Source organism: Ancylobacter sp., assembly GCF_965229075.1.
Classification (GTDB): Bacteria; Pseudomonadota; Alphaproteobacteria; order Rhizobiales; family Xanthobacteraceae; genus Ancylobacter.
Genome location: NZ_CBDDIO010000002.1, coordinates 101,683 through 126,894 on the forward strand (window position 1 = coordinate 101,683; position 25,212 = coordinate 126,894).

Consider the following 25,212-nt stretch of genomic DNA (forward strand, 5'->3'; position numbering starts at 1 on the left):
GCGCGCTTGACGCGCGCAATCGCGCGGGGCCGCGCCGTCAGCCGTTCTTCACCATGACGTGGCGGACCACCGTGTAGTCTTCCAGCGCATAGGCGCTGAGGTCCTTGCCATAGCCGGACTGCTTGAGGCCGCCATGCGGCATCTCGTTCACCAGCATGAAATGGCAATTCACCCAGGTGCAGCCATATTGCAGGCGCGAAGCGGTGGCCATGCCGCGGCCGACATCGCGCGTCCACACCGAGGAGGCGAGGCCGTAATCGCTGTCATTGGCCCAGCCCACCGCCTCGTCGACATCGGTGAAGCGCGTCACCGACACGACGGGACCGAACACCTCGCGGCGGACGATCTCGTCCGACTGCAGCGCGCCGGCGACGACAGTCGGCTGGTAGAAAAAGCCCTTGCCGGTGCCCTCCCCGCCGGCGAGCTTGCCGCCGGTGGCGATTTCGATGTGGTTGAGTTCGGACGCGCGCTCGACGAAGGAGGCGACGCGGGCCCGCTGGCGGGCGGAGATCAGCGGGCCGATATCATTGGCGCTGTCATCGGCCTGGCCGAATTTGAGGCCGGAGACGGCGGAGGCGAGGTCCGCCACCAGCTTCTCATACACCTTGGACCCCGCATAGATGCGGCAGGCGGCGGTGCAGTCCTGGCCGGCATTGTAATAGCCGAACGTCTTCACGCCCTCGACCACGGCGTCGATGTCGGCATCGTCGAACACGATCACCGGCGCCTTGCCGCCGAGTTCCAGATGGGTGCGCTTCACCGTCTTGGCGGCGGCGGTGAGCACCTTCTTGCCGGTGGCGATGTCGCCGGTGAGCGAGACCATTGCCACTTTGGGGTGGTGGATCAGCGCATTGCCGACGCTCTCGCCGCGCCCGACGACGACATTCACCACGCCTTCGGGGAACAGATCGGCGATGATCTTCGCCAGCTTCAGCAGCGTCAGCGGGGTCTGCTCGGAGGGCTTGATCACCACGGTGTTGCCGCCGGCCAGCGCCGGGGCCAGCTTCCACGCCGCCATCATCAGCGGGTAGTTCCACGGGGCGATGGAGGCGACGACGCCGATCGGGTCGCGGCGGATCATCGAGGTGTGGCCGGCGAGATATTCGCCCGCCACCATGCCGTGCTGGGTGCGCGCCGCCCCGGCGAAGAAGCGAAAGCAATCGACCACGCCGGGAAGCTCGTCATTGAGCACCGCATGGCGCGGCTTGCCGCAGTTCAGCGCCTCCAGCGTGGCGAAGGATTCCGCTTCCGCTTCAATGCGATCGGCCAGCTTGAGCAGCAGCGTGGCGCGTTCGGCCGGCGTGGTGCGCGACCAGATGCGGAAGGCTTTGTCCGCCGCGTTCACCGCCGCGTCGATCTGGTCGACCGAGGCTTCCGGGAGGTCGAGCAGCGTTTCCTCGGTCTTCGGGTTCAGCACCGTTTCCGGCGTTTCCGTGCCGGCGACAAAGGCGGAGCCGATGAGCATCTGGGTGTCGGAAAGGGCAGTCATGGGCGTCTCCTATTTTCCCGAGCCAGCCACCGCCTCGCCATGGCGGGTGAGGTAATAGGCGGCGAGAATGGGCAGGAAGGTCACGAGGATCACGAGCACGGCGACCACATTGGTGACGGGCCGCTGCCGTGGGCGGATGAGTTCGGACAGCATCCATATCGGCAAAGTCGATTGCTGGCCGGCGGTGAAGGTGGTGACGATGACCTCATCGAAGCTCAGCGCGAAGGCGAGCATGCCGCCCGCCAGCAGTGCCGTGCCGATATTGGGCAGGATGACGAGCCGGAAGGTCTGGAACGCATCGGCGCCGAGATCCATCGACGCCTCGATCAGCGAGGGCGAGAGCCGCCGCAGCCGCGCCACCGCATTGTTGTAGACCACGACGATGCAGAAGGTGGCGTGGCCGAGCACGATGGTCCAGACCGAGAAGGGAATCTCCATCAGCCCGAAAGCCTGGCGTAGCGCGATGCCGGTGACGATGCCCGGCAGGGCGATGGGCAGCACGAACAGCAGCGAAATCGGCTCGCGGCCGAAGAAGCGCGCCCGCGCCAGCGCCCCGGCCGCCAGCGTGCCGAGCACCAGCGCCAGCAGCGTGGCGATGCTCGCCACCTTCAGCGACAGCCCGACCGCCGCCCAGATATCGGCCCGCCCCCACACCACGCCGAACCATTTCAGCGTGAAGCCGGGCGGGGGAAAGGCGTAGCTCTTCTCCTCCGTGGTGAAGCAGTAGAGCAGGATGAACAGCAGCGGGATGTGCAGGAAGGCCAGCCCGCCAAGGGCGGCGATCTTGAGCGAGAGCGGGGCGCGGGTCATGGGTGTGCCCTCGCGCACTCGAACGCCCCCTCATCCCCGGGCTTGACCCGGGGACCCAGATTGGCAGGCGCAGCACCCGGCCCTCTGGGTGCCCGGGTCAAGCCCGGGCATGAGGATACTACCACCCGGACGTCCGCGTCACAGCGCATCGAACGCTCCCGTGCGCTTGGCGAGGGTGAGGAACACCGCCATGACCAGGATCGGCACCAGCGAGAAGGCCGCCGCCAGCGGGATGTTCCCGGCCGTCCCCTGCAGCGTGTACACCGCCTGCCCCAGCACCAGCGCCGAGGTGCCGATGATCTGCGGCACGATGTAGTCGCCCAGCGTCAGCGAGAAGGTGAAGATCGCCCCCGCCACCACGCCCGGCATGGCGAGCGGCAGGATGATGGTGCGGAAGACCAGTGCCGGCGCAGCGCCGAGATCGCCGGCCGCTTCAATGAGATGCGGGGGCACACGCTCCAGCGCCGCCTGGACGGGGAGGATCATGAAGGGCAGCCAGAGATAGGTGAAGGTCAGCACCATGCCGGTATAGCTGACCGAGAGCGAAGGCCCGCCGACCAGCGGCAGCGCCAGCCACGCCTCCAGCGCGCCGGTGAGGCCGAGCTTGGCCGCGAACCAGCCGATGGCGCCCTCCTTGGCCAGCAGCAGCTTCCAGCCATAGACCTTGACCAGATAGCTCGACCACAGCGGCATCATGACCGCGAGATAGAACGCCGCCTTCACCTTCGGCCCGGCATAGCGGGCGGCGTAATAGGCGATGGGAAAGGCGATGATGGCGCACAGCACGGTCACCGCCGCGGCAATGCCGATGGTGCGCAGCACGATGTCGTAATTGGCCGGGCGGAACAGTTCGAGCAGCGTCGCGGTGGTCGGCTCGCGGACGATGGTGCCGGAGAACTCGTCGATCGAGAAGATCGACTGCCCGAGGAAGACGAACAGGCTGCCCAGATAGACGAGGCCCAGCCACAGCAGCGGCGGCAGCAGAAGCAGCAGCGTCAGCAGCCGGCCGCGCCGCACCAGCACGTCCGACAGACGGCGCAGCACGCCCTCGCGCGGGGCGGGAAGATCGAGGCTGAGGCTCATTCCTCGCCCTCCATCGGCCGCACCGCCCCGGCGGGCACGGCGAAGCGGATATCGGCGCCCGCCATCACCCCCGCCGCGGTGGCGGGAATAGCGGCGGTGAGGGCGAGCCCCTGCGCCGTGCGGGCGCTGATGCGGCGCACCGGGCCTTGATAGGAAATGTCGGTGACGCGCGCGTCCACCACCGCCGCGCCTTCCGGCACCGGGACGCCGGGCGCGAGCAGCAAAATCTTCTCCGGCCGCAGGCTGCAGGGGCGCGCCGGCCCGCCCAGCGCCTGCGCTTCCGTGGGCTCCAGCACATTGGCCGAGCCGACGAAACGGGCGACGAAGCGCGTCGCCGGCTGTTCGTAGACCTCTTCCGGCGGGCCGACCTGCACGATCCGCCCCTCATTGAACACGGCGACGCGGTCCGCCATGGACAGTGCCTCGCTCTGGTCATGGGTGACGAAGACGAAGGTGAGGCCGAGAGCGCGCTGCAAGCCCTTCAGTTCGCTCTGCATTTCCTCGCGCAGCTTGAGATCGAGCGCGCCCAGCGGCTCGTCGAGCAGCAGCACTTTCGGCCGCACCACCAGCGCACGGGCAAGCGCCACGCGCTGGCGCTGGCCGCCGGAAAGCTGCGCGGGCCGGCGCGTTTCCATGCCGGCGAGCTTGACGAGGGAGAGCGCCTCGCGCGCCAGCCGCTCGCGCTCGGCCCGGCCGACCCCGCGCACCCGCAGCCCATAGGCGACATTCTCGCCCACCGAGAGATGCGGAAACAGCGCGTAGTCCTGAAACACCGTGTTCACCGCCCGCCGGTAGGGCGGCAGGCCCTCCACCGTCTCGCCGAAGATCTCGATATGGCCCTCGTCCGGCTGCTCGAAGCCGGCGATGAGGCGCAGGCAGGTGGTCTTGCCGGAACCGGACGGGCCGAGCATGGCGAAGAACTCGCCCGGCGCGATGGAAAGATCGACCCCGTCAACCGCCCGCACCGCGCCGAAATGCCTGACGACGCGGGCGAAGCGGACGGCCGGCAAAGCGAGCGGGGCGGCGTGGGCATGCATGAGGAAGATCCGGGACGGCAGGGAAAGGGTTGGAAACAGGGCACGGCGGGCGTTCCGCCGTGGTCATGTGCTCCCGCGCCCTCAGGACCGGGCTTGACCCGGCCCCCCAGACGTTGAGAGCCAAGCGGCGGCGGAGCTGGGTCCCCGGGTCAAGCCCGGGGATGAGGGCATCGACAACCGCGCAAAGCGGCTCGGTAGCGGGAGGCAAGGGTGAGGAGCGAAAAGCCCCTCACCCCACCCCTCTCCGCGCCGGGGAGAGGGAGCAGAAACCGCGCGACGGGCGGGCGACCTACCGCCCGCCGAGCACGGCGATGTAGTCCGACACCCAGCGGTAATAGGGCACGCAGCCTTCCGCCTGGGTGGCGCATTTGGCCACCGGCGTGCGCCAGAAATGGATGCGCTCGAACTCGTCCATGCCGTTGGTCTTGCAGCCTTCCGCGCCGAGCAACTCATTGCCCTTGCAGGCGGCGGGAACGGCGGGCACCGAGCCGAACCAGGAGGCGAGATCGCCCTGCACCTTGGGGCTCAGCGAATGCTCCATCCACATATAGGCGCAGTTCGGGTGGGCGGCGTCGGCATGCATCATGGTGGTGTCGGCCCAGCCGGTGGCGCCTTCGCTGGGAATGGTGGAGGCGATCGGCTTCTTCTGGCTCTGCAGCAGGTTCACCTGGAACGGCCAGGAGGAAGAGGCGACGACGCCTTCATTGGTGAAGTCATCGACCTGGATCATCGCGTCGTGCCAGTAGCGCTGCACGATCTTGCGCTGCTCGCGCAGCAGGTCGAGCGCGGCCTTGTACTGCGCCTCGGTCAGCTCATAGGGGTCCTTGATGCCGAGTTCGGGCTTGTGGGCCATCAGATAGAGCGCGGCGTCGGCGATGTAGATCGGCCCGTCAAAGGCCTGGACGCGGCCCTTGTTCGACTTGCCGTCGGGCAGCGTCTGTTCCTCGAACACCACCTTCCAGCTCTTGGGCGCCTCGCCCTTGAACGCTTCCGTGTTGTACATCAACACGTTGGAGCCCCACTGGTAGGGCGTGCCGTAATGCACGCCGTTCACGGTGTGCCAGGGCGCGTTCTGCAGCCGCTCGTCCACCGTGCCCCAGCTCGGGATCAGCTTGGTGTTGATGGGGGCGACCTTCTTGCCGGCGATGAGGCGCAGCGAGGCGTCGCCGGAAGCGGTGACGAGGTCGAAGCCGCCCTCATTCATCAGCGCCACCATTTCGTCCGAGGTGCCGGCGGTCTTCACATTGACCTTGCAGCCGGTCTTCTTCTCGAAATCGGTGACCCAGTCATAGGCCTTGTCGGTGTCGCCGCGCTCGATATAGCCGGCCCAGGCGACGATATCGACCTGACCTTCGCCCTTGCCGACGGCGGTCATTTCCGCAGCAAAAACAGGGTTCAAGGCGAGAGAGGCGCTGGCGGCGAGCGCCGGCAGACGCAGATAATGCGAGAGTGTCGGCATGTCTGTTTCCCTCTGTTGCGCGGGCGCTTGCGGCCCTTTGGCGTGAGTGTGACGCTGCGTCCCGCCCCGCGCCACACCAAAGATCAGAACGGTAACATCGGAAAAACCGATGAGTAAGAGGTGAGCACGGCTCTGCCGTGAGGCTGGGCAATTTGATGAGGCATCAGCGGGGGTTAGCGGGCTGGGCGGCGTGGCGGGCGCGCGACAGTCGCTGCCCGCCCGCTCATCAATCACACCCTCATGGCCGGGCTTGACCCGGCCACCCAGCCTTGGCGCCGGGCGCGGGCGGAGACGCTGGGTCCCCGGGTCAAGCCCGGGGATGAGGGACGTTCCAGCGGAGCACCCACCCGGGATGAGGACCCGCGGGGCGCTGAAGTCCTTGGCCATCTCTAAGGCGCCCTCTCAACACCCCTGCTCCCTCATGGCCGGGCTTGACCCGGCCACCCAGCCTTGAAACCGAGCGCGGGCGGTGACGCTGGGTCCCCGGGTCAAGCCCGGGGATGAGGGGCGGTCCAGCGGGGCACCCACCTCGGGGATGAGGGCGCGCGCAGCGCGAAAGTCTTCGGCCATCTCTAAAGCGCCCTCAACACCCCAACTCCCTCATGGCCGTGCTTGACCCGGCCACCCAGCCTTGAAACCGGGCGCGGGCAGTGGGCTGGGTCCCCGGGTCAAGCCCGGGGATGAGGGAGGGTCCAGCCGAGCACCCGCCCGGGGATGAGGGCACGCGCGGCGCAAGACTCCTCAGCCATGTCTAAAGCGCCCTCAACACCCCAACTCCCTCATGGCCGGGCTTGGCCCGGCCATCCAGCCTTGACGCCGAGCGCGGGCGGGGGCGCTGGGTCCCCGGGTCAAGCCCGGGGATGAGGGAGGGTCCAGCCGAGCACCCGCCCGGGGATGAGGGCGCGCGCAGCGCGAAATACTTCGGCCATCTCTAACGCGTCCTCAACACCCAAGCGCCCTCATGGCCGGGCTTGACCCGGCCACCCAGCCTTGACGCCGAGCGCGGGCGGTGGGGTTGGGTCCCCGGGTCAAGCCCGGGGATGAGGGACGTTTCAGCGGAGCACCCGGCCGGGATGAGGGCACGCGCGGCGCACGAGTCCTCGGCCATCTCTCACGAGTCCTCGGCCATCTCTAAAGCGTCCTCAACACCCAAGCGCCCTCATGGCCGGGCTTGACCCGGCCACCCAGCCTTGAAACCGAGCGCGGGCAGTGGGCTGGGTCCCCGGGTCAAGCCCGGGGATGAGGGAGGTTCCAGCGGAGCACCCGCTCGCCGACTTCAAGCAATCCCCTCCACCACCGCACCCCTCCCGCCCGGCCGTGCGATCTGCTAGACCTGCCCGCCCCTGATCGAGACCCCGCCGAGCCTCCTCACCGCGCCTTTCCTGCCGAGACCCCCGCCGATGGCCCGCCTGCGCTCGTCCGTCTTCATCGTGCTGCTCGTCCTGTGGACGGCGCTGCTCGCCCTGACGATTCCCTATTACGCGCTGCGCAACGAACCGCGCCTCACCCGGCGCTTCTCCCGATTCTGGGCCGGCGGGGTGATGGTGATCCTGCGCCTCGTCGGGCTCGCCTACCGCACCATCGGCGAAGAAAACCGCCCGCCCGAGCCGGCGCTCTATGTCGGCAATCATCAATCCGCCTTCGAGACCATCGCCGCCGCCGTGCTCATTCCCGATGTCGCCATCGTGCTGAAGGAGGAGTTGTACCGCATTCCGGTGTTCGGCTGGTTTCTCAAGCGTTCGCCGATGATCGCCATCGACCGCGCGGGCGGTGCCTCCTCGGTGAAGAAGATGTTCCGCGAAGGCCGCGAGGCCAGCGAGCACGGGCGCAATCTGCTGATCTTCCCCGAAGGCACCCGCCGCGCGGTGGACGAGCGGGCGGAGTTCCATCGCGGCGTGCTGCTGCTCTACAAGGCGCTGGACCTGCCGGTCGTGCCGGTCGTCAACAATGCCGGCCTGTTCTGGCCGGCGCGCAGCTTCAGCATCCGGCCGGGCACCATCACCGTCTCCTACCTGCCGTCCATCCCCCCCGGCCTGCCGGACAAGGAGTTCATGGCCCGGCTGACCGAGGCGATCTATGAGGAGCGCGACCGGCTGGTGGCGCAGGAGCGAGGGCATTCATGAGCGCGGCGGGCACAAGCGAGGCGGGCATCGTCATTGTCGGGGCGGGGCAAGGTGGCTTCCAGGCGGCGGCCTCGCTGCGGGAAGCCGGCTATGAGGGCCGGCTCGTTCTGGTCGGCGACGAGCCGGGCCTGCCCTATCAGCGCCCGCCGCTGTCCAAGGCCTATATGAAGGGCGAGGCCGGCATCGAGCAGATCGAGCTGCGCGCCGGCGCCTTCTATGCCGATCACCGCATCGAGCTGGTGAACGCCCGCGCCATCGCCATCGACCGCGAAGGCCGGCGCCTCGTGCTGGAAGGCGGCGAGGCGCTGCCCTACGCCCACCTCATCCTCGCCACCGGCGCCCGCAACCGGCCGCTGCCCGTGCTGGGGCACGATCTCGCCGGCGTGTTCTATCTGCGCACCCGGGCGGATGCCGACGCGCTGAAGGACCGGCTCGCCGCCGCCCGCCGCGTGGTGGTGATCGGTGCCGGCTTCATCGGGCTGGAATTCGCCGCCGTCGCCCGCGCGCTGGGCCATGAGGTGACGGTGCTGGAGGGCGCCAGCCGCGTGCTGGCCCGCGCCGTCTCGCCCGAGATGTCGGCGTTCTTCGCCAGCGCCCATGCCGCCATGGGCACCGATCTCGTGCTCGGCGCGGGGGTGATCGGGCTGGAGGGCGAGGCCGGCCACGTCACCGGCGTCGCCACCGGCGACGGCACGGTCTACCCCGCCGATTTCGTGCTGGTCGGCATCGGCGTGGTGCCGAACGTCGAACTCGCCGCCGAGGCCGGGCTGGAGGTGGCGAACGGCATCGTCGTCGACACGCATCTCGCCACTATGGACCCCGCGATTTCCGCGCTCGGCGACGCGGTCGCCTATCCCAGCCGCTTCGCTGGCGGCAATGTGCGGCTGGAGTCGGTGCAGAACGCCGCCGACCAGGCGCGCAGCCTCGCCCATCGCCTCACCGGCAAGGGGGCGCCGTTCGACGCGGTGCCGTGGTTCTGGAGCGACCAGGCCGATCTCAAGCTGCAGATCGTCGGCCTCGCCGCCGCCACCGACAGCGCGGTGCTGCGCGGCGACCCCGCCTCGCGCCGCTTCTCGGTGTTCCGCTTCCGCGACGGCGTGCTCACCGCCATTGAGAGCGTGAACCGCCCGGCCGATCACATGCTCGGCCGCCGCCTGCTCGCCGGCACGCCGGCAATCACCCCGGAACAGGCGGGCGACGAGGGCTTCGAGCTGAAGACCCTGCTGGCGAAATAGGCGCGGCCGGCCACTTCGGTCTCATCGTCCACCTCATCGGCCTCATCGGTCAGTGAAAAAAGCGGGACTTGGCGGGGCGAAATCGGGCGTCTACTCTCCCGCTGGTCGCCCCCTCCCCCGGAGTTCCGATGGCCTTTTCGCTGCGCCAGCTCCAATATTTCGTGGCGGTGGCAGAGAATGGTTCCGTCTCCTCCGCCGCGCATACGCTGTCGATCTCGCAGTCGACGGTGACAGAATCGCTGCGCGAACTGGAACTTGATCTCGGCTTCAAGCTGCTGGAACGCCACGCGCGCGGCGTTGATCTCACCCTCAAAGGCCATCATTTCTTGCGCCATGCGCGCAAAATACTTGGCGATGTTGCCGATGCGCGGCGGGCGTTGGCGGGGCCGGAAACCGCGGCGCTCACCGGCCGGCTGGCGGTGGGGGTGACGCCGCTGGTCGCCGGCTACATCTATTCCGACCTCATCGCCCGCTTCCGCCGCGCCTTCCCCGGCGTCGCCGTGGAAGCCGTTGAAGATGCTGGAGATTATCTCGAGCATCTACTGGTGGGCGGTGAGCTCGATGTCGCGGTCATGGTGCTGCCACCCGGCCGGCATTCAGCTGCGCTGCAGACGGAGACGGTGGAAGTCTCGCCCTATCGCGTGTGGATGCCGCTCGGCCACCCCGCGCTGGTGGAGGAGCGGGTGAGCCTGCGCGCCTTCAGCGAGGAGCCGCATGTGCTTCTTACCATTGACGAAATCGCCGAGGCCTCGGAAATTGTCTGGCGCCGGCTCGGCATCCGCCCGCCGGTGGCGTTCCGCACCCGCTCGGTGGAGGCGGTGCGCTCGCTGGTGGCGACCGGCGCCGGCGTGGCGGTGCTGCCGGACCTCACCTACCGCCCCTGGTCGCTGGAAGGCGACAAGATCGAGGCGCGCACGCTGATCGATACCGTGCCGGCGGTGGAAGTGGCGACCGCCTGGCGGCGCGGCTCGCCGCTCTCCCCCGCCGCCTCCGGCTTCGTCGCCATCGCCGCCACCCGCACCCGCTCCACCCCGCACGCCCGTATGTGACGCGTGGAGTGATGCCTGGCTCACCCGTTCCCGGCGGGAGCGGGGGCGGGTTCCAGCAGGGCGAAGGCGTTGACATCGAACAGGCCGACATCGGTGATCTTCAGATGCGGAATGACCGGCAGCGGCAGGAACGCGACCTGCAGGAACGGCTCGGCCAGCACCACGCCCAGCGCCTTCGCCGCCGCGCGCAGCGGGATCAGCGCGTCATGCACCTCCTCGAAAGAGGTGTCCGCCATCAGCCCGGCGACGGGCAAGGCGAGTTCGGCCGTCACCCGGCCGCCTTCCGCCACGGCGAAACCGCCGCGCAGCGCGATCAGCCGGTTCACCGCCAGCGCCATATCGGCCTCATCGACGCCGACCACGGTGATGTTGTGGCTGTCATGCCCGACCGAGGAGGCGATGGCGCCGCGCTTCATGCCGAAGCCATGGACGAAGCCGCGCCCGATATTGCCGTTGCGCCCGTGCCGCTCGACGACGCAGACCTTCACCGCGTCCTGCTCTAGATCCACCCGCTTCTCCCCATCGACGACGGGCAGATCGAGCCGTACATCCTCGGTGATGATGCGGCCGGGCACCACGCCGATGACCCGGGTGGCGCTCTCACGCGCCGGAATGCGAAAATCCTCCGCTGTCACCTCGCGCGCCTTCACCGAATCGAGCCCCACCGGGGCGACGGGGCGGCGCGTGGCGAAGAGTTCGGGCGTCACCAGCCGCCCGGCGGAAATGACCTGCCGTACCGAACAGGCGTCAAGATCGTCGACCAGCACGATGTCGGCCCGCCGTCCTGGGGCGATGAGGCCGCGATCGGTGAGGCCGAAGGCGTTAGCCGCCGACCAGCTGGCAACGCGATAAACATGGTGCCGGGGCGCGCCGTGGCGGATGGCCTCGCGGATCATGTAGTCGAGATGGCCCTCCTCGGCGATGTCGAGCGGGTTGCGGTCATCGGTGCAGAAGGCGAGGAACGCCGAGGTGTCGGCGGAAATAAGCGGGATCAGCGCGTGCAGGTCCTTGGAAACCGAGCCTTCGCGGATGAGCACGGACATGCCCTTCATCAGCTTCTCGCGCGCTTCCTCCAGCCCCGTCGCCTCATGCTCGGTGCGGATGCCGGCGGCGATATAGCCATTGAGGTCGCGCCCACGCAGCAGCGGCGCGTGCCCGTCGATGTGGCCGTCGGAGAACAGCGACAGCTTGGCGAGGCACCCTTCATCGGCGAACAGCACGCCGGGAAAGTTCATGAACTCGGCGAGGCCGATGCCGGAACCGTGGCCGCGCAGAAGCGCCAGATCGGGCGCGGCAAGCTCGGCGCCGGCGGTCTCGAAGGCGGTGGCGGGCACGCAGGAGGAGAGCTGGACCCGCAGGTCCATGATCATCTCCTCGGCGCAGCGCTGGAAATAGGCGATGCCCTCCGCGCCCAGCACATTGGCGATCTCGTGCGGGTCGCAGATCGCCGTGGTGACACCGTGCGGCAGCACGCAGCGGTCGAATTCCAGCGGGGTGACCAGCGAGGATTCGACATGCAGATGCGTGTCGATGAAGCCCGGCACGGCGAACAGGCCGGCACCGTCGATTTCCTGCGCGCCGCTGTACGCGCCATAGGTGCCGACGATGCGGTTCCCCACCATGGCGATGTCGGTGCGGGTGAGAGCACCGGTGATCACGTCCAGAAGCTCGACGCCCTTGATCACGAGGTCCGCCGGCGCGGTGCCGCGCCCGGCTTCGATGAAACGCGCGATCTCGGCCGGGCTGCGGGCGGTCATCGGCTCACTCCTTCCAGGCGCTGGCCGTGTCGAGCCGGGCCATGTCCGCGCCGGTGAGGGTAAGGTCGACGCTGGCGATGAGGTCGGCGAGCTGTTCCACCCGCGAGGCGCTGGCGATCGGGGCGGTGATGCTGGGCCGCGCCATCACCCAGGCAAGCGCCACCTGGGTCGGCGTGGCGCCATGGGCAGCGGCGACCTCGTCCAGCGCAGCGAGAATGCCTTGCCCGCGCGGGTTCAGATATTTCGCCACCAGCTCGCCCCCGCGCACGCTTTTGCCGGCATCGGCGGCGCTGCGGTACTTGCCGGTGAGGAAGCCGGCGGCGAGCGAGAAATAGGGGATGACGCCGAGCCCGTTGGCGGCGCACACCGCCTCGACATCGGCCTCGTAGCCGGCGCGCTCGCAAAGATTGTATTCGGGCTGCAGCGTCTCGTAGCGCGGCAGCTTCTCGCGCGTCGACACCGCCAGCGCCTCGAACAGGCGGGGAGCGGTGAGGTTGGAGGCGCCGATGAGCCGCACCTTGCCGGCGCGGATCAGTTCGTCATAGGCGCCGAGCACCTCCTCGAACGGGGTGTCCGGGTCGTCCCAATGCGACTGGTAGAGGTCGATATAGTCGGTCTGCAGGCGCGCCAGCGAGGCGTCGACGGCGGTGCGGATATAGTCCGGCCGCAGGCAGACCTTGCCCTGCCCCATGTCGCTGCCGACCTTGGTGGCGATGACGAGCCGGTCGCGATTGCCGCGCGTCTTCATCCATTTGCCGATGATGGTCTCGGATTCGCCGCCCTGATGGCCCTCGGCCCAGCGTGAATAGACATCGGCGGTGTCGATGAAGCACAGGCCCGCGTCGAACAGCGCGTCGAGCAGGCGGAAGGAGGTGGCCTCGTCGGCGGTCCAGCCAAAGACATTGCCGCCGATGCACAGCGGCGGCACCAGAATATCCGAGCGTCCGAGGCGGCGCAGTTCCATTCGTCTCTCCTCCGGCGGTTTGGATAGGATGGGGGCGCCGCAGGCGGCTCGGGCCGTCAGGCCCGGCGCGCGCCGCCCCGCTGTTGCAGTGCGGGATCGCTAGAGTGCGATCCGATCAGATTGAACCAATCTGATCGGTAGATCGCCCTCTAACTCTAAGATAGAGAACGCGTTATCCGATCAGCTTGCGATGCAAGGCGATCGGGGCGTGCTCTAGAACCCGTCCTCGTCAAGCGAACCGACCTCGATCAGTTCCACCTGCTCGCGCTGGCACACATTGCGCAGTTCGGGCGACGATACCGTGTCGGTGACGAAGGTGTCGACCTCCGACATCGAGCCGATGCGCACCGGCGCGGTGCGCTCCAGCTTGGAGCGGTCGGCCACCAGAATGATCTGGCGGGCATTGTCGATGATGGCGCGGGCGACCTGCACCTCGCGATAGTCGAAATCGAGCAGCGTGCCGTCCTCCTCGATGGCGGACGCGCCGATCACGGCGTAGTCGACGCGGAACTGGCGCACGAAATCCACCGCCGCCGAGCCGATCACCGCGCCATCGGCCTGGCGCACCGGACCGCCGGCCATGATCAGCTCGATGCGGGGATGGCGGTAGAGCAGCGTCGCGACATTGAGGTTGTTGGTGATGACCAGAAGGTCCTCATGGTCGGACAGCGCGCGGGCGACCTCTTCCGTCGTGGTGCCGATATTGATGAACAGCGAGGCGCGGTTCGGCACCATGCTGGCGGCGGCCTCGGCGATGGCGCGCTTGGCGCCCTGCGCCATGGCGCGGCGGGCCTCATAGGCGAGGTTCTCCACACCCGAGGCGACGACGGCGCCGCCGTGCACGCGCGACATCAGCCGGCGCACGCACAGATCGTTGAGATCCTTGCGGATGGTCTGGGGCGAGACATCGAAACGGCCGGCGAGGTCTTCCACGCTCACCCGCCCCTGGGCGCGCGCGAGGCCGAGAATGTCCTGCTGGCGTGAGGAGATCGCGTTCATGCGGCCAACGGCCTTTCTCCCGAAATGAACGATCGTCTTCTGCGGACGATTCGAACCGCATCCTGCACAAGGAGGCCCGGCGCCGCAAACGCCTGTTTAGAGGCGGTGCAACATGAGCAGGCTGGCGAGCCCGCCCGCCGCCGCGATGGCGGAAAGGCCGAGCGCGCCCGACGCCTCGCGGGTGAGTTCATGGAACTGGCGCACGGCGAGGATCGCGCCGGACGCGCCGATGGGATGCCCGCGCGCCAGCGCCCCGCCGCCACGATTGATCGCGGCGGAGTCGAGGCCCGCGCGCTGGGCATTCGTCATCGCCTGCCCGGCGGAGGCCTCCATCAACTCGACGACGGGAATCGCGCGCCCCGGCGGGAACGGCGCCAGGGCGAGCGCACGGTCGATCGCCGCCGGCGGGTCGTCCGGCGCGGCGGCGAAGGAGCGGGCATGGGCCACCTCACACACCGGGCGACCGGCCTTCAGACGCCGCTCCGCCCATGCGCGCGAGGCCACCAGCACCACGGCGGCCGCGTCCGCTTCCACCGCCACGCCGGCGGCGTCGAGTTCCGTTTCGCTGTCGCGGTGGAGCACCGGCGCGCGGGCGCACAAAGCCGGGGTCAGCGCGCGGGTGAAACTGTCAAAGGCAAGGCCGGCCACCGGCACAATCTCCGCCTCCAGCCGCGCCCGCGCCGCCAACGCCTTGGCGTGGCTCGCAATCGCGAATTCCGCCTGCCGCTCGCGGCTGTAACCCTTCGCCGCGTGGGCCAGCACCTCGATCATGTCTGGATCGCGCGCCGGCCAAGGGGTGAAGGGCGGGCGGTCGTAGAAGAGCGGTGGCTCGCCCTTAGCCCTCGGCCGCACGGCGCGCAAAGGCGACCGGCTGAAGCTCTCCACCCCGCCGGCGAGCACCAGATCCGCCGCGCCCGATTCCACCATTCGCGCCGCCAGCTGGATGGCGTCGAGCCCGGAACAGCATTGGGTGTCGAGGGTCAGCGCCGGCACGGACTCGGCAAGGCCGGCGGCAAGCGCGGCGAGCCGGGCGACATTGCCGCCGCCGGACAGCGCATTGCCGAGAATGACGTAATCGACCGGGTTCGCCGCGACGCCCGCATCATCGAGGCAGGCGCGCAGCACCGGGGCGGCAAGGTCGTGCGCCTCCACCGCGCGGAAGGCGCCGCCGCGCGGGGCCACCGCCGTGCGGCGGGCGGCGAGAATGAAAGCCGGGTTCACCGTGCGAGCCTTTCGCGCGCGATTGCTTCCAGCGCCCTGAGATCCGCCTTGCCGCCGGAGGTGCGCGGCCAGTCCCCAAGGCTGAGGAAGCGGCGGGGAATCTTCGCCGCCGGCAGAAGTTTCCGGCAGGCGGCGCGCAGGGCGGGCTCGTCAAACGTGCCGCGCAGCACCGCCACAAGCTCGACGCCGCGCAAAAGGTCCGGCAGGCCGAAGACGACGGCTTCCTCAATGCCGGGTAGGCCGACGAGCACGCTCTCCACTTCCTCGGGATAGACGTTCAGCCCCGAGGTGACGAGCATGCGCTTCTCCCGCCCAAGCAGATAGAGAAAGCCGGCCTCGTCCAGCCGGCCATGGTCGCCAATGGTGAGGAAACCGCCCTCGCGGCGGGTTTCCGGGGCGTCGCCGCAGGCATAGGCATCGAACAGCATCGTGCTCTCGATCCAGATCGCCCCCGCCTCCCCGGCCTTCAGGTCGCGCCCGGCGGCATCACGGATGCGCAGGGTGACGCCGGGCGCGGCGCGGCCGACCGAGCCGGCGGGCACCGCCTCCTCCGGTCCGGCGAGGGTGATGAAGCTCGTTTCCGAGGCGCCGTAGAATTCAGCGATGCCAGCCTTCGGGAATAGAGCCGCCGTCGCCGCCCGTGTTTCCGCCCGCCATTTGGCGCCGGAAATCATGATGAGGCGGACGGACGGGAAGCTCGCGCCGCCCCCTGCCTCGATCAGCATCTGCAGCTGCGTCGGCGTGGCGTAGAGCGCGGTGACGCCGTGGCGGGCGATGAGCCGCAGCGCGCGGCGGGGGTGGAACTGGCGCATCATCACCGCCGTCGCGCCGATATGCAGCGCATGGGCGACGCCATAGAGGTGCAGCGACGCCGCCAGCCCGCCCGGCGCCAGCACGATATCGGCGTCGCACAGGCCGAACGCCGCCTCGCTGACTTTGAAACTGTCGATCCAGGAGCGGTGGCTGCGCCGGTAGCCCTTGGGGCTTCCGGTGGAGCCGGAGGTGAAGCCGACATAGAACGGGGCCTCCGGCGCGGGCGGCGGGGGGAAGGACGCGGGAGACGCGGGCGCCGCCTCAGTCGCCAGCGTTTCCAGCGTCAGCGCCGGGGCGAGCGCGGAATCGATGGCGGCGCGGTAGGGGGCCGGCCATGCGGGATCGTAGACCAGCGCCTGCCGGCCGCTGAGAGCGCAGGCGAAGAAGGCGTCCACGAGTTCCGGTCCATTGCCCATGGCGAGGGCGATGGCGGCGCCGGGCGCGGTGCTCTCCGTCAGATGCGCTGCGAGCGCACTGACGCGGGCCGTGAGATCGGCCCGCGTCAGCACCGTCTCGTCGCAGATCAGCGCCGGCCGCGCGGGATCGGCCGCCGCGAGCGCGGGCAGGCCGGCGCCGATGGTGCGGATCATCGCCTCAGGCGTTGCGCGAGAGCAGCGCCTCCGGCAGGCCGCGCGCCACGGTCTGGGCGATCAGCGCCACCAGCACCGCCTTGATGGCGTCGCCGGGAATGAAGATGAGGCAGGCCTTGGCCGCGTCCAGCACCGACAGCCCGCCGACCAGCGCCATGCCGGCAATGCCGAAGGCGTACATGACAACGATGCCGCCGGTGACGGCGGCGATGAGCGCGGCGGGGAAGACTGGCGCCTTGCGCAGCGTCTGCATGATCCAGCCGGCAACGAAGGCCACCGCGATCCAGCCGAAGATGAAGCCGACGGAGGGGGTGAAAAACACGCCCAAGCCCCCGCGCCCGCCGGCCAGCAGCGGCGCGCCGAGCGCGACCACGAACAGCAGCAGCACCATGGCCAGCGCCCCGCGCCAGGCCCCGAGCATCACGCCCGCCAGCATCGCCCCCATGCTCTGGGCGGTGATCGGTACGCCGGCGGCAAACGGCAGGTCGAAGCGCGGCAGCAGGCCGAGCACCGCGAAGATGGCGGCGTAGAGCGCGATCTGGACGAGGCTGCGGTCTTTCATCGGCGGTCTCCGCGGGGTGCGCCACCGCGCGCGGCTAGCGCCTCGGCGGTGTGATGGGACAGTCTCAGCGTCTGGATACAGAAAGGCGCAAGCAGGCGCCAGCCGCCGCGCTTGCCGGTGCGTGCGCGCCAGGAGTCGTTCAGCGCCTCCCACAGCGCGAACAGCAGCGGCACAAAACGGATCATCAGCGCCACGGCCAGCGCCACCGCGCGCGGCGACGCACCGAACAGCCGCAGCGGGGCGAGGAGCGGCTCAACCGCGTCCATCATCGCGTCCATGCGGGTTGTCATGGTCACCGCATTGGCGAGCAGCACCATGGCAAGGATGCGTGCCAGCACGACGAGGCCGGCGAGGAGGTCGCCATTCCACCAATGAAAAGCCAGCAGGATGAGGAAGAGCGGCCAGAGCGGGCGCAGCAAAGCGATTTGCCTGAGCGCCGCCTTGCCGAGAGAGGCATAGAGCGCCAGCACGGCGAGAAGGAGCCCGGCCATGATCGGCAGGCTGTCCAGCGGTGCGGCGAGAAGGCTGATCAGCGCCAGCGCCAGCAGCTTCCACCCGGCGGGAATGCCATGCAGCCAGGTACGCTGCGAGAGATAGAGCGAGATCACGGCAGTGACTCGGCGAAGGCTCGGTAGGCAGCGATCACCTCATCCGGCGCACCGTCGCCGCGCAGGCGCCCCTCATGCAGCCAGATCACCCGGTCGTATCGGTGAAAGGCGTCGAGCTCATGGGCGACGAGGATCACCTGTTGGTCCAGCCCCGCGATGAGCGCTTCCAGCCGCCGGCGGGTGGGCAGATCGAGGCTGGAGAAGGGCTCGTCGAGAACGAGCACGGCGGGTTTCATCACCAGCACGGCGATAATGCACAGGAACTGCTTTTCCCCTTCCGACAGCGCATGCACCGGCCGCTCGGCCCAATGGGCGCGCCTGAAGCGGGCGAGCGCGGGCAGCGCCTCCTTCGCCGCCTCCCGGCGCGCCATGCCCGCCTGTTCGAGGCTGAAGGCGATTTCCTCGGCCACGGTGGGGAAGATGATCTGGTGGTCTGGATTCTGGAAGATGAAGCCGACCTTGCGCGGCAGCTCGCCCGCCTGCGTCGCCGCGTCGAGGCCGTGCACGCGGACGTGGCCCTGCTCAGTGGCCAGCAGGCCGTTGAACAGGCGCACCAGCGAGCTTTTGCCTGAGCCATTGGTGCCGATCAGCCCGACCCGGCGCTCGGCGATGGCAAGCGAGAGGTTGTCGAGCACCGTCCGCCCGCCGCGGGTGAGGGTGACGTTTTGCAGTTCGATCAGCGGGGCGTGCGGCACGGGGACATCCGGCGGTGAAGAAGGCGACATCGGCGCTTAATCGTGGGAGGCGCCGGCCCCGCGCGCCAACGTGGAGCGCGCGAATTTACGGAAGCGGGCGAAGGCCGCCGGCCCGTCGCCGGCGCGGGCGCGGATCACCGCCCCCTCATAGAGGTCGATGAGATGCGCCGCCGTCTCGGCCGGGTCGAGCCCGCCATCCACCTCGCCTTCCTGCTGGGCCTCAGTGATAAGGGCGGCGAGATCCTGTTCCCAAGCGGCGAACACCTCCGCCAATTGGCCGCGCAGTTCCTCGCCGAGGCCGGGGGCGGCATGGGCGAGCGCGCCGTAAAGGCAGCCGGGCACCGCCGCCTCTGCCGAATCGAGCTCCACCTGCACGAGATGGCGCTCGATCCGCGCCAGCGGGTTGAGGCTGGCATCGGCAAAGAGTTCCAGCCGCTGCTGGCGATACTGTTCGGCATAGGACGTGAGCACCGCCGCGGCAAAATCCTCCTTGCTCGCGAAGAAATGGTAGAAGGAGCCCTTGGGCACCGCCACCGACGCCAGAAGCGGGCCGATGCCTGTGCCTTCATAGCCCTGTTCCAACATGGCCCTTCGACCTGCGACGACGATCCTGTCGCGCGTGGATGGCTTTTCCATGTACTAGACGACCGGTCTACTGTTGCGTATCCTGCGGCGGATCGGAACACACAGAGGCGCCCATGTCCATCGTGCCGAAGCCTAGCGTGCCCGCACCCGTCGCAACAGCGTCCGCGCCGCATGAGCCGGTTTCGTCCGGCATCTTTGTTTCCTGGCGCGCCCTCGGCCTTGGCGTGGTGCTGTTCTCGACCCTGCTGTGGAGCCTCGTGGGCCTGTTCGTGCGTATGGCCGATCTCGACGCGTGGACCGTCATCTTCTGGCGCTCGGTGTTCGCCGCGCTGGCGCTGGCGCCGTTCTGGCTGCTGGCGACGCGCGACAAGAGGCAGGCGCTTCGGGACATCGCCGCCCCCGCCGGCCTCGTCGCCATCGGCCTGGCAGTATCCGGCAATGTCGGCTACATCGCCGCGCTGCAGCTGACCTCGGTGGCGACTGTCATGACCGTCTATGCCACCCTGCCCTTCGTCACTGGGCTGCTCGGCCTGTGGTTGCTGCGTGAAAAGCTGAGCCGGCGGTTCGGCGCGGCGGCTCTGGTGGCGGCGGCCGGCATCGCCATCACCGCCGGGGCCGCGCTGTCGGCGGTCGATGCCGCCGGCATGGTCGTGGCCGCGCTGATGACGCTGAGCTGGGGCGGGCTGCTGGTGCAGGCGAAGAAGCATCCCGAGCTCGACCTGATGTTGATCAGCCTCGTCTCCGCTCTCATCGCGGCGGTAATCGCCCTGCCGCTGGCCACGCCCGGCCTGCCGCCGGCCGCCTCGCTCTGGGCCTGCGCGCTGCTCGGCGTGCTCACCTCCGGCCTTGCCAATGTGCTGACTCTGATGGGCGGGCGGCACATACGCTCCGGCGAGACCGGCCTGCTGCTGCTGCTCGACGTGGCGCTGTCCCCGCTCTGGGTCTGGCTCGCCTTTGACGAGAGAGTGGGCGCGCCGGCGCTGCTGGGCGGCGGGCTGGTGGTGGCCGCCGTCGCCGTCTATCTCTTCGCCGACGCGCGACGGCGGATGGTGGCCTGCCCGACGCCGTGAACAGCACGGCCGCCGCCCTACACCTGCCACCGAGGCGGGATCAGGCCGGCGGCGGAAAGCGCAACCCGCCGGCAATACGGTTCCAGGCATTGATGGCGGCGATGGCGACGGTGAGATGCACCACCTCGTCCGGGGAGAAATGAGCACCGAGCCGCGCCGGCGCGTCCTCCGGCACTGGGCCGCCCGCCATGGCCGCCAGTTGCTCCGCCCAGGCCAGCGCCGCCGTCTCGCGCGGCGTGAACAGGCCGGCGTCGCGCCACACCGTCACAAGGTCGATCTTGCCCGCATCGACGCTGAGCCGGCGGGCGAGCGCGATGTGATAGGCGGTGCAGAAGGCGCAGCCATTGATCTGCGACACCCGGATCTTCACCAGTTCGATCAGCCCCTTGTCGAGGCCGGCATCAACCGACTGGCCGAGCGCCAGCAGCGCCCGCGTCGCCGCCGGGGCGAGGCTTTGGAAGCCGGCATAGGAGAACGGCGCCACCGGGGCGCTTTCAAGCGTCGTCATGATGGAAGGAACCTGCGCGATGGAATAATATCAGGGCACGATCATTATATCAGAGCCCTGATAATGAACAATTCCCCCGACACCGTGTTGCCTGCTGCAGGCGAAGTCCCCGCCCCCGGCGAGGGCAAGCGCGGCGCCGATGGCCATCTCGGCTATCTGCTGCGCCAGGCCGCGCATGTACACCGCCAGCGCGTGGAGGCGGTGCTGGGCGATCTCCACCTCACCTCGGCGCAGTTCGCGGCGCTGGTGATGCTGGAAGCCTACCCTTCCCAGTCGGGGGCCGAGCTTGCCCGCCTCGCTCTGCTGACACCGCAGACCATGAGCACCATCATCGCCAATCTGCTCAAGGGCGGACTGGTGGCCCGCCGCCCGCATGCCGTGCATGGGCGCATCCAGCAGATCGCCCTGACCAAACAGGGCGCGGCCCGGCTCACCGCGGCCAAGGCACGGGTCTATGGGCTCGAACCCGCCCTCCTCGCCGGCCTGTCGCCCGACGAGGAGAGGATCATTCGCCACTGGCTCGCCGGCGTCGCGGCCGGCGCGCAATGAGCGTTTAGAGCATTTCCAGCGCCCGCCGGCGCGAGGGCGGCGGGAAGGCGGCGTCGAGCGCGGCGAGGTCGTCCGCATCGAGCCGGATGTCGCGGGCGCCGGCGTTCTCGCGCATATGGGCGGCGCGCGAGGCCTTGGGTATGACGATGTTGCCGGGCATGCGCAGCGCCCAGGCCAGCGCGATCTGGTAGGGCCGGGCATTGTGCTTGGCGGCGAGATCGGCCAGCACGCCCGTGCTCTTCAGCCGCCCGCGCTCGATCGGGCTATAGGCCATGAGCGGGATTTCATGTTCCTGCAGCCAAGGCAGCAGGTCCCATTCCGGGCCGCGACGGGTGAGGTTGTAGAGCACCTGATTGGTGGCGCAGCCCTCGCCGCCGGGGGTCTCGTACAATTCGTTCATGTCGTCGGTGTCAAAATTCGACACGCCCCAGTCACGGATCTTGCCCTGGCTCTTGAGGTGCTCGAAGCCGATGATGGTCTCGGCCAGCGGCACGCTGCCACGCCAGTGCAGCAGATAAAGGTCGATATGGTCGGTCTTCAGCCGTCGCAGGCTGCGCTCGCAGGCGGAGACCACGCCGTTGCGGCTGGCATTGTGCGGATAGACCTTGGTGACGAGAAACACCTTGTCGCGCAGCCCGGCCAGCGCCTCGCCGAGAAAGCGCTCGCAGGCGCCCTCGCCATACATTTCCGCCGTGTCGACCAGCGTCAGACCAAGCTCGACACCAAGGCGCACCGATTCGGTCTCCTCCGCCCGCACTTCGGGGCGCTCGCCCATCATCCAGGTGCCGATGCCGAGCGCCGGAACCTTGTGACCGCCGGGTAGAACCACCTTGCCGCTCATCTGCGCCTCCGTTTCATCCTCTGCCGGAGTGCCACTCCCGCGCCCTCGGCGCAAGCCGCGCAGACGCCGTCGTGCTAATGTGCACGGCAAGCGCCCCGCCGACCCTCACCGCCCGGAACCCGATGCCGCCCTCGCCGACCCCCGACCCCCGCGCGCCCGCCCCCGCCCCGCCCGTGCCGGAGCCGGCGCTGGCCATCGGTCTGTCGGCGGTGATCGTGGCGGTGACCGGCGACGACCCGAAGGTGCTGACGCTGCGCCATGAGGACGGGCGCGATTCGCTGCCCTCCGGCCCGCTGGAGCGCGGGCACCGCACGCTGGAAATGGGCCTGCGCAGCTGGGTGGAGCGGCAGACGCTGCAGGAACTCGGTTATGTCGAGCAGCTCTACACCTTCGGCGACCGCGACCGTGGCGAGGACGGCACGCGCGCGCTTTCGCTGGCCTATCTCGCCCTGGTGCGCGAGGCGCGCCCGGCCGGCGACACCGATGCGGCGTGGCAGAGCTGGTACCGCTATTTCCCCTGGGAGGATTGGCGCGGCGGCCGCCCCGCCGTGCTCGACACGCTGGAGCACGGTCTGCGCTCCTGGGCGGCGGGCGCCGCGCAGGGACGGCTGAGCGAGCGGCGGGCCGAGCGCATCGCCTTGTGCTTCGGCGGGTCGAGCGGCAGCACGGAAGCCGGCTGGAATGAGGAGCGGGTGCTGGAGCGCTACGAGTTGCTCTATGAGGCCGGGCTGGTGGGCGAGGCGCTGCGCGAGCGCGGCTCCGACCGCGTCGCCGCCGCTCCCTCCGGTCGCGAAATGCGCGAGGACCATCGCCGCATGCTGGCGCTCGCCATTGCCCGGCTGCGCGGCAAGATCAAATACCGGCCGGTGGTGTTCGAGCTGATGCCGCCTGCCTTCTCGCTCGGCCAGCTGCAGCAGGCGGTGGAGGCGCTGTCCGGGGCGCGGCTGCACAAGCAGAATTTCCGCCGGCTGGTGGAGCAGCAGCGGCTGGTGGAAGAGACCGGCGAGAGCACGGCGGAGACGGGCGGTCGCCCCGCCCGGCTGGTGCGCTTCCGCCGCGAGGTGCTGCTGGAACGCCCGGCGCCGGGGGTGAGGTTGCCCGGTGGGTTCGGGCGGCGGTGAGGGCATCTGCGGGGGACCTCCATGGATGATAAAATGACGATCGAGGAGGCATATCGGGCGATGTTCCTGTTCCTGGAGAAGGAATGGGAGCTCACCGGCAAGCCAGACGAACTTGGCTCTCTGCTTGGCAGCCTGTCGACGCTGGAAGACGGATTGCCAGTCGACCCCGCCAATTGGGCGCAATGGCTTGAGGCGGTGAAGGCGGCGCGGGAGAGTACGGCCGAGGCGACCGCTCTGCGCATTTTAAGACCCGGCTGACACGGGTCGGCGGCTTTCTAGACGGCTCTGGGGTAGCTAGCATGAAGCGCAAGCCTACGTCCCGCGACATGGACCTTCCCCTTGTCGAGCGCGCCTATCTCGCCTTCGCCGGCGCGAGCCGGCCGATTGCCATGGAGCATTCGCCGTATCGAGACCCTTTGTGGATCAAGAGGATGGAGGCGACTCCCAAGAGGGATATCTCCGACGACGACATTCACTATTATGCCGGGACGGCCCTGACGACCGTCGGCGATGGCGAGGATTATCGATATTTCATGCCGCGACTTCTGGAAGCCGTTGTGAATGACAAAGTGGTGCACGCCGCCTATGTCATCGTGGATCGGCTTGAAATGGCCGGATGGACCGCATGGTCTGCCGAGGAGCGCGACATCGTCCTGGAGGTCGCCGAGTTCGCAGCCGCCCGAGAGGCCGCGAACTTCGCCCGCTATCTCGCGGACGACCCATGGGGCGGGGACGAGGCGGCAAATCCTGAGAACTGGATCATCCAGCTCCAGCGGCTCAAGGCGATGCCCGTTCCTCAGCCGGATAATGGCAAGCGGCGATAGCGTCAGGCGGCCCAGGGGTCGATGACCGGGGCCCCGCTGCCTCGAACGGGGCGGGCCCCGGGTAGCGACGCTAAAGCCCCGCCCAGCTGGTGCGCTTCCGCCGCGAGCTACTGCTGGAGCGCCCGGCGCCGGGGGTGAGGGAGCACTATTTCCGGCTGCCCTCTTGCCCGAAACTTTGAGCACTACACGCTGAGCGGGAAGTCCGATAAGGTTCCCGCACCGGCAGACAGGCCAGCGGGGGAGCGGGCATGGGCTATAATCTGATGATTTTCGAGCCTTCGGTCGCACCAAAGGAAGCTGCTCCGTTTCTGGCCTGGTACGCGCAGCAGACCGATTGGAACGACACCGACGACTACGATGACTATGAGGCGACCACGCCCCGGCTGCGCGCCTTCTTTCTCGACATGGTTGCCACTCACCCGCCGATTAATGGCCCCCTGGCGGCGGATGCGCTGGACGATTCCGACATCAGGCTCACCGACTACAGCATCGGGCGCGACATCATCTATCTCGGCGGCAGCTGGGAGACTGCCGACACCGCCCTGGCCCTTGCCCTCCAACTCGCGGAGAAGCATGGGCTCGGCGTGTTCGACACGACCTCCGACGTGGTTTGGCTGCCGGCGAAAGGAAAGATGGCGCCCGCCTTCGAAACGGCGCCCGCCCAGGGGGAACGCCCGCCTGCTCTTCTCGATCGGGCAATCGCCGCCGTGGCGAGATGGATCAAGCGCGGCCGTTGAGCAAGGAGCGGGGGAGAGGGGACATCACTTCCGCCCGTCGATCCACTTCGACATCACCACGCGCGGGGCGACCTCGAAGCCGAGCTTTTCGTAGAAGGCAACGACCGCCGTGTTGGTCTCGCGCACCAGAAGCTGAACCTTCGGCACGCCGCGCGCCTTCAGCCACGCCTCAGCTGCGGCCACGATGTCTGCGCCGATACCCTGGCGCTGGAGGTCGGGGTCGACGGCGAGATAGTAGATCCAGCCCCGGTGCCCGTCATGCCCGACCATGGCGGAGGCGCAGACGCGGCCGCCTTCGCGGCGCACCACCAACACGTCCGAATTCGCGCCACCGCGCGCGAAGCGGAAATCCGTCGCCGGGTCGTTATAGGGAACCGTGAGCCCGCAGACCTGCCAGAGGGCGATCACCGCCTCCTCGTCCGCGGCCCGCGCGGGCTCAATCTTCAGTGTCATTCATCACCCGGTCGATGCGGAAGCCATATC

At 68.9% G+C, this 25,212-nt stretch carries 26 protein-coding genes; 9 read left to right on the forward strand and 17 right to left on the reverse strand.

Going from position 1 to position 25,212, the window contains the following annotated elements; all coding sequences use genetic code 11:
* Positions 1 to 37: 37 nt before the first annotated feature.
* The 5 genes from ACO07Z_RS06575 to ACO07Z_RS06595 all read right to left on the reverse strand — a co-directional run bounded on the left by ACO07Z_RS06575 (position 38) and on the right by ACO07Z_RS06595 (position 5,878).
* A complete protein-coding gene (locus ACO07Z_RS06575) occupies positions 38 to 1,489 on the reverse strand; it encodes a gamma-aminobutyraldehyde dehydrogenase (protein ID WP_421697968.1) in 1,452 nt (483 codons plus the stop codon).
* Positions 1,490 to 1,498: 9 nt separating this feature from the next.
* Positions 1,499 to 2,299, reverse strand: coding sequence for an ABC transporter permease (locus ACO07Z_RS06580; RefSeq protein ID WP_244378149.1), 801 nt, complete (start codon positions 2,297 to 2,299; stop codon positions 1,499 to 1,501).
* A 138-nt stretch (positions 2,300 to 2,437) separates the two neighbouring features.
* Entirely contained in the window at positions 2,438 to 3,382 is a 945-nt protein-coding gene (locus tag ACO07Z_RS06585) for an ABC transporter permease (protein WP_421697969.1), read from the reverse strand.
* On the reverse strand, positions 3,379 to 4,419 hold the full coding sequence (locus ACO07Z_RS06590; RefSeq protein WP_421697970.1) for an ABC transporter ATP-binding protein: 1,041 nt from the start codon (positions 4,417 to 4,419) through the stop codon (positions 3,379 to 3,381). Before ACO07Z_RS06590 ends, ACO07Z_RS06585 begins: the two co-directional genes overlap by 4 nt.
* 289 nt (positions 4,420 to 4,708) lie before the next feature.
* Positions 4,709 to 5,878: an ABC transporter substrate-binding protein gene (locus tag ACO07Z_RS06595; protein WP_421697971.1), complete on the reverse strand. Its 1,170-nt coding sequence runs from the start codon at positions 5,876 to 5,878 to the stop codon at positions 4,709 to 4,711.
* Positions 5,879 to 7,278: 1,400 nt separating this feature from the next.
* On the opposite strand from ACO07Z_RS06595, the gene ACO07Z_RS06600 reads away from it, so the two are divergent.
* From ACO07Z_RS06600 to ACO07Z_RS06610, 3 genes are all read left to right on the forward strand, one after another.
* Complete coding sequence (locus ACO07Z_RS06600) at positions 7,279 to 8,001, forward strand: lysophospholipid acyltransferase family protein (protein WP_421697972.1); 723 nt, start codon at positions 7,279 to 7,281, stop codon at positions 7,999 to 8,001.
* On the forward strand, positions 7,998 to 9,236 hold the full coding sequence (locus ACO07Z_RS06605; RefSeq protein WP_421697973.1) for an NAD(P)/FAD-dependent oxidoreductase: 1,239 nt from the start codon (positions 7,998 to 8,000) through the stop codon (positions 9,234 to 9,236). Before ACO07Z_RS06600 ends, ACO07Z_RS06605 begins: the two co-directional genes overlap by 4 nt.
* A gap of 128 nt (positions 9,237 to 9,364) precedes the next feature.
* Positions 9,365 to 10,285, forward strand: a complete 921-nt coding sequence (locus tag ACO07Z_RS06610) for a LysR substrate-binding domain-containing protein (RefSeq protein WP_421697974.1) — start codon at positions 9,365 to 9,367, stop codon at positions 10,283 to 10,285.
* 20 nt (positions 10,286 to 10,305) lie between these two features.
* Here the strand turns inward: ACO07Z_RS06610 and ade are convergent, their stop codons facing one another.
* The 9 genes from ade to ACO07Z_RS06655 form a co-directional block, all read right to left on the reverse strand.
* Entirely contained in the window at positions 10,306 to 12,042 is a 1,737-nt protein-coding gene (ade, locus tag ACO07Z_RS06615; protein WP_421697975.1) for an adenine deaminase, read from the reverse strand.
* Positions 12,043 to 12,046: 4 nt separating this feature from the next.
* On the reverse strand, positions 12,047 to 13,006 hold the full coding sequence (locus ACO07Z_RS06620) for an aldo/keto reductase (protein ID WP_421697976.1): 960 nt from the start codon (positions 13,004 to 13,006) through the stop codon (positions 12,047 to 12,049).
* Between the two features lie 213 nt (positions 13,007 to 13,219).
* Positions 13,220 to 14,005: a DeoR/GlpR family DNA-binding transcription regulator gene (locus ACO07Z_RS06625; RefSeq protein WP_244378167.1), complete on the reverse strand. Its 786-nt coding sequence runs from the start codon at positions 14,003 to 14,005 to the stop codon at positions 13,220 to 13,222.
* Positions 14,006 to 14,101: 96 nt separating this feature from the next.
* Positions 14,102 to 15,226, reverse strand: a complete 1,125-nt coding sequence (locus tag ACO07Z_RS06630; RefSeq protein WP_421697977.1) for a beta-ketoacyl synthase N-terminal-like domain-containing protein — start codon at positions 15,224 to 15,226, stop codon at positions 14,102 to 14,104.
* Positions 15,223 to 16,629 carry an AMP-binding protein gene (locus ACO07Z_RS06635; protein WP_421697978.1) on the reverse strand — a complete coding sequence of 469 codons (1,407 nt, stop codon included), beginning with the start codon at positions 16,627 to 16,629 and terminating at the stop codon, positions 15,223 to 15,225. The genes ACO07Z_RS06630 and ACO07Z_RS06635 overlap by 4 nt, the downstream gene beginning before the upstream one ends.
* Before the next feature lie 4 nt (positions 16,630 to 16,633).
* Positions 16,634 to 17,191 (reverse strand): biotin transporter BioY, encoded by a 558-nt coding sequence (locus tag ACO07Z_RS06640; protein WP_421697979.1) that lies wholly within the window; start codon positions 17,189 to 17,191, stop codon positions 16,634 to 16,636.
* The gene (locus ACO07Z_RS06645) at positions 17,188 to 17,799 is read right to left on the reverse strand and encodes an energy-coupling factor transporter transmembrane component T family protein (protein ID WP_421697980.1); all 612 of its coding nucleotides are present in this window, start codon (positions 17,797 to 17,799) and stop codon (positions 17,188 to 17,190) included. Before ACO07Z_RS06645 ends, ACO07Z_RS06640 begins: the two co-directional genes overlap by 4 nt.
* Positions 17,796 to 18,494, reverse strand: coding sequence for an energy-coupling factor ABC transporter ATP-binding protein (locus ACO07Z_RS06650; protein ID WP_421697981.1), 699 nt, complete (start codon positions 18,492 to 18,494; stop codon positions 17,796 to 17,798). Before ACO07Z_RS06650 ends, ACO07Z_RS06645 begins: the two co-directional genes overlap by 4 nt.
* Before the next feature lie 36 nt (positions 18,495 to 18,530).
* Positions 18,531 to 19,130 carry a TetR family transcriptional regulator C-terminal domain-containing protein gene (locus ACO07Z_RS06655; RefSeq protein ID WP_421697982.1) on the reverse strand — a complete coding sequence of 200 codons (600 nt, stop codon included), beginning with the start codon at positions 19,128 to 19,130 and terminating at the stop codon, positions 18,531 to 18,533.
* A 62-nt stretch (positions 19,131 to 19,192) separates the two neighbouring features.
* Between ACO07Z_RS06655 and ACO07Z_RS06660 the strand changes: the two genes are divergently transcribed.
* Positions 19,193 to 20,149: a DMT family transporter gene (locus tag ACO07Z_RS06660; RefSeq protein ID WP_421697983.1), complete on the forward strand. Its 957-nt coding sequence runs from the start codon at positions 19,193 to 19,195 to the stop codon at positions 20,147 to 20,149.
* 40 nt (positions 20,150 to 20,189) lie between these two features.
* On the opposite strand, the gene ACO07Z_RS06665 is transcribed toward ACO07Z_RS06660, so the two are convergent.
* Positions 20,190 to 20,657, reverse strand: a complete 468-nt coding sequence (locus tag ACO07Z_RS06665) for a carboxymuconolactone decarboxylase family protein (protein ID WP_421697984.1) — start codon at positions 20,655 to 20,657, stop codon at positions 20,190 to 20,192.
* Positions 20,658 to 20,720: 63 nt separating this feature from the next.
* Here ACO07Z_RS06665 and ACO07Z_RS06670 point away from each other — a divergent pair, with 63 nt between their 5' ends.
* Complete coding sequence (locus ACO07Z_RS06670) at positions 20,721 to 21,206, forward strand: MarR family winged helix-turn-helix transcriptional regulator (protein WP_421697985.1); 486 nt, start codon at positions 20,721 to 20,723, stop codon at positions 21,204 to 21,206.
* A gap of 4 nt (positions 21,207 to 21,210) precedes the next feature.
* On the opposite strand, the gene ACO07Z_RS06675 is transcribed toward ACO07Z_RS06670, so the two are convergent.
* Positions 21,211 to 22,047 (reverse strand): aldo/keto reductase, encoded by an 837-nt coding sequence (locus ACO07Z_RS06675; protein WP_421697986.1) that lies wholly within the window; start codon positions 22,045 to 22,047, stop codon positions 21,211 to 21,213.
* A 122-nt stretch (positions 22,048 to 22,169) separates the two neighbouring features.
* On the opposite strand from ACO07Z_RS06675, the gene ACO07Z_RS06680 reads away from it, so the two are divergent.
* The 4 genes from ACO07Z_RS06680 to ACO07Z_RS06695 all read left to right on the forward strand — a co-directional run bounded on the left by ACO07Z_RS06680 (position 22,170) and on the right by ACO07Z_RS06695 (position 24,729).
* Positions 22,170 to 23,168, forward strand: coding sequence for an NUDIX hydrolase (locus tag ACO07Z_RS06680; RefSeq protein WP_421697987.1), 999 nt, complete (start codon positions 22,170 to 22,172; stop codon positions 23,166 to 23,168).
* Positions 23,169 to 23,201: 33 nt separating this feature from the next.
* Positions 23,202 to 23,426, forward strand: coding sequence for a hypothetical protein (locus tag ACO07Z_RS06685; protein WP_421697988.1), 225 nt, complete (start codon positions 23,202 to 23,204; stop codon positions 23,424 to 23,426).
* Between the two features lie 41 nt (positions 23,427 to 23,467).
* Positions 23,468 to 23,992 carry a hypothetical protein gene (locus ACO07Z_RS06690; protein ID WP_421697989.1) on the forward strand — a complete coding sequence of 175 codons (525 nt, stop codon included), beginning with the start codon at positions 23,468 to 23,470 and terminating at the stop codon, positions 23,990 to 23,992.
* A 248-nt stretch (positions 23,993 to 24,240) separates the two neighbouring features.
* Positions 24,241 to 24,729, forward strand: a complete 489-nt coding sequence (locus tag ACO07Z_RS06695; protein ID WP_421697990.1) for a hypothetical protein — start codon at positions 24,241 to 24,243, stop codon at positions 24,727 to 24,729.
* A 24-nt stretch (positions 24,730 to 24,753) separates the two neighbouring features.
* Here the strand turns inward: ACO07Z_RS06695 and ACO07Z_RS06700 are convergent, their stop codons facing one another.
* Positions 24,754 to 25,182 carry a GNAT family acetyltransferase gene (locus tag ACO07Z_RS06700; protein ID WP_421697991.1) on the reverse strand — a complete coding sequence of 143 codons (429 nt, stop codon included), beginning with the start codon at positions 25,180 to 25,182 and terminating at the stop codon, positions 24,754 to 24,756.
* Between the last annotated feature and the right edge of the window lie 30 nt (positions 25,183 to 25,212).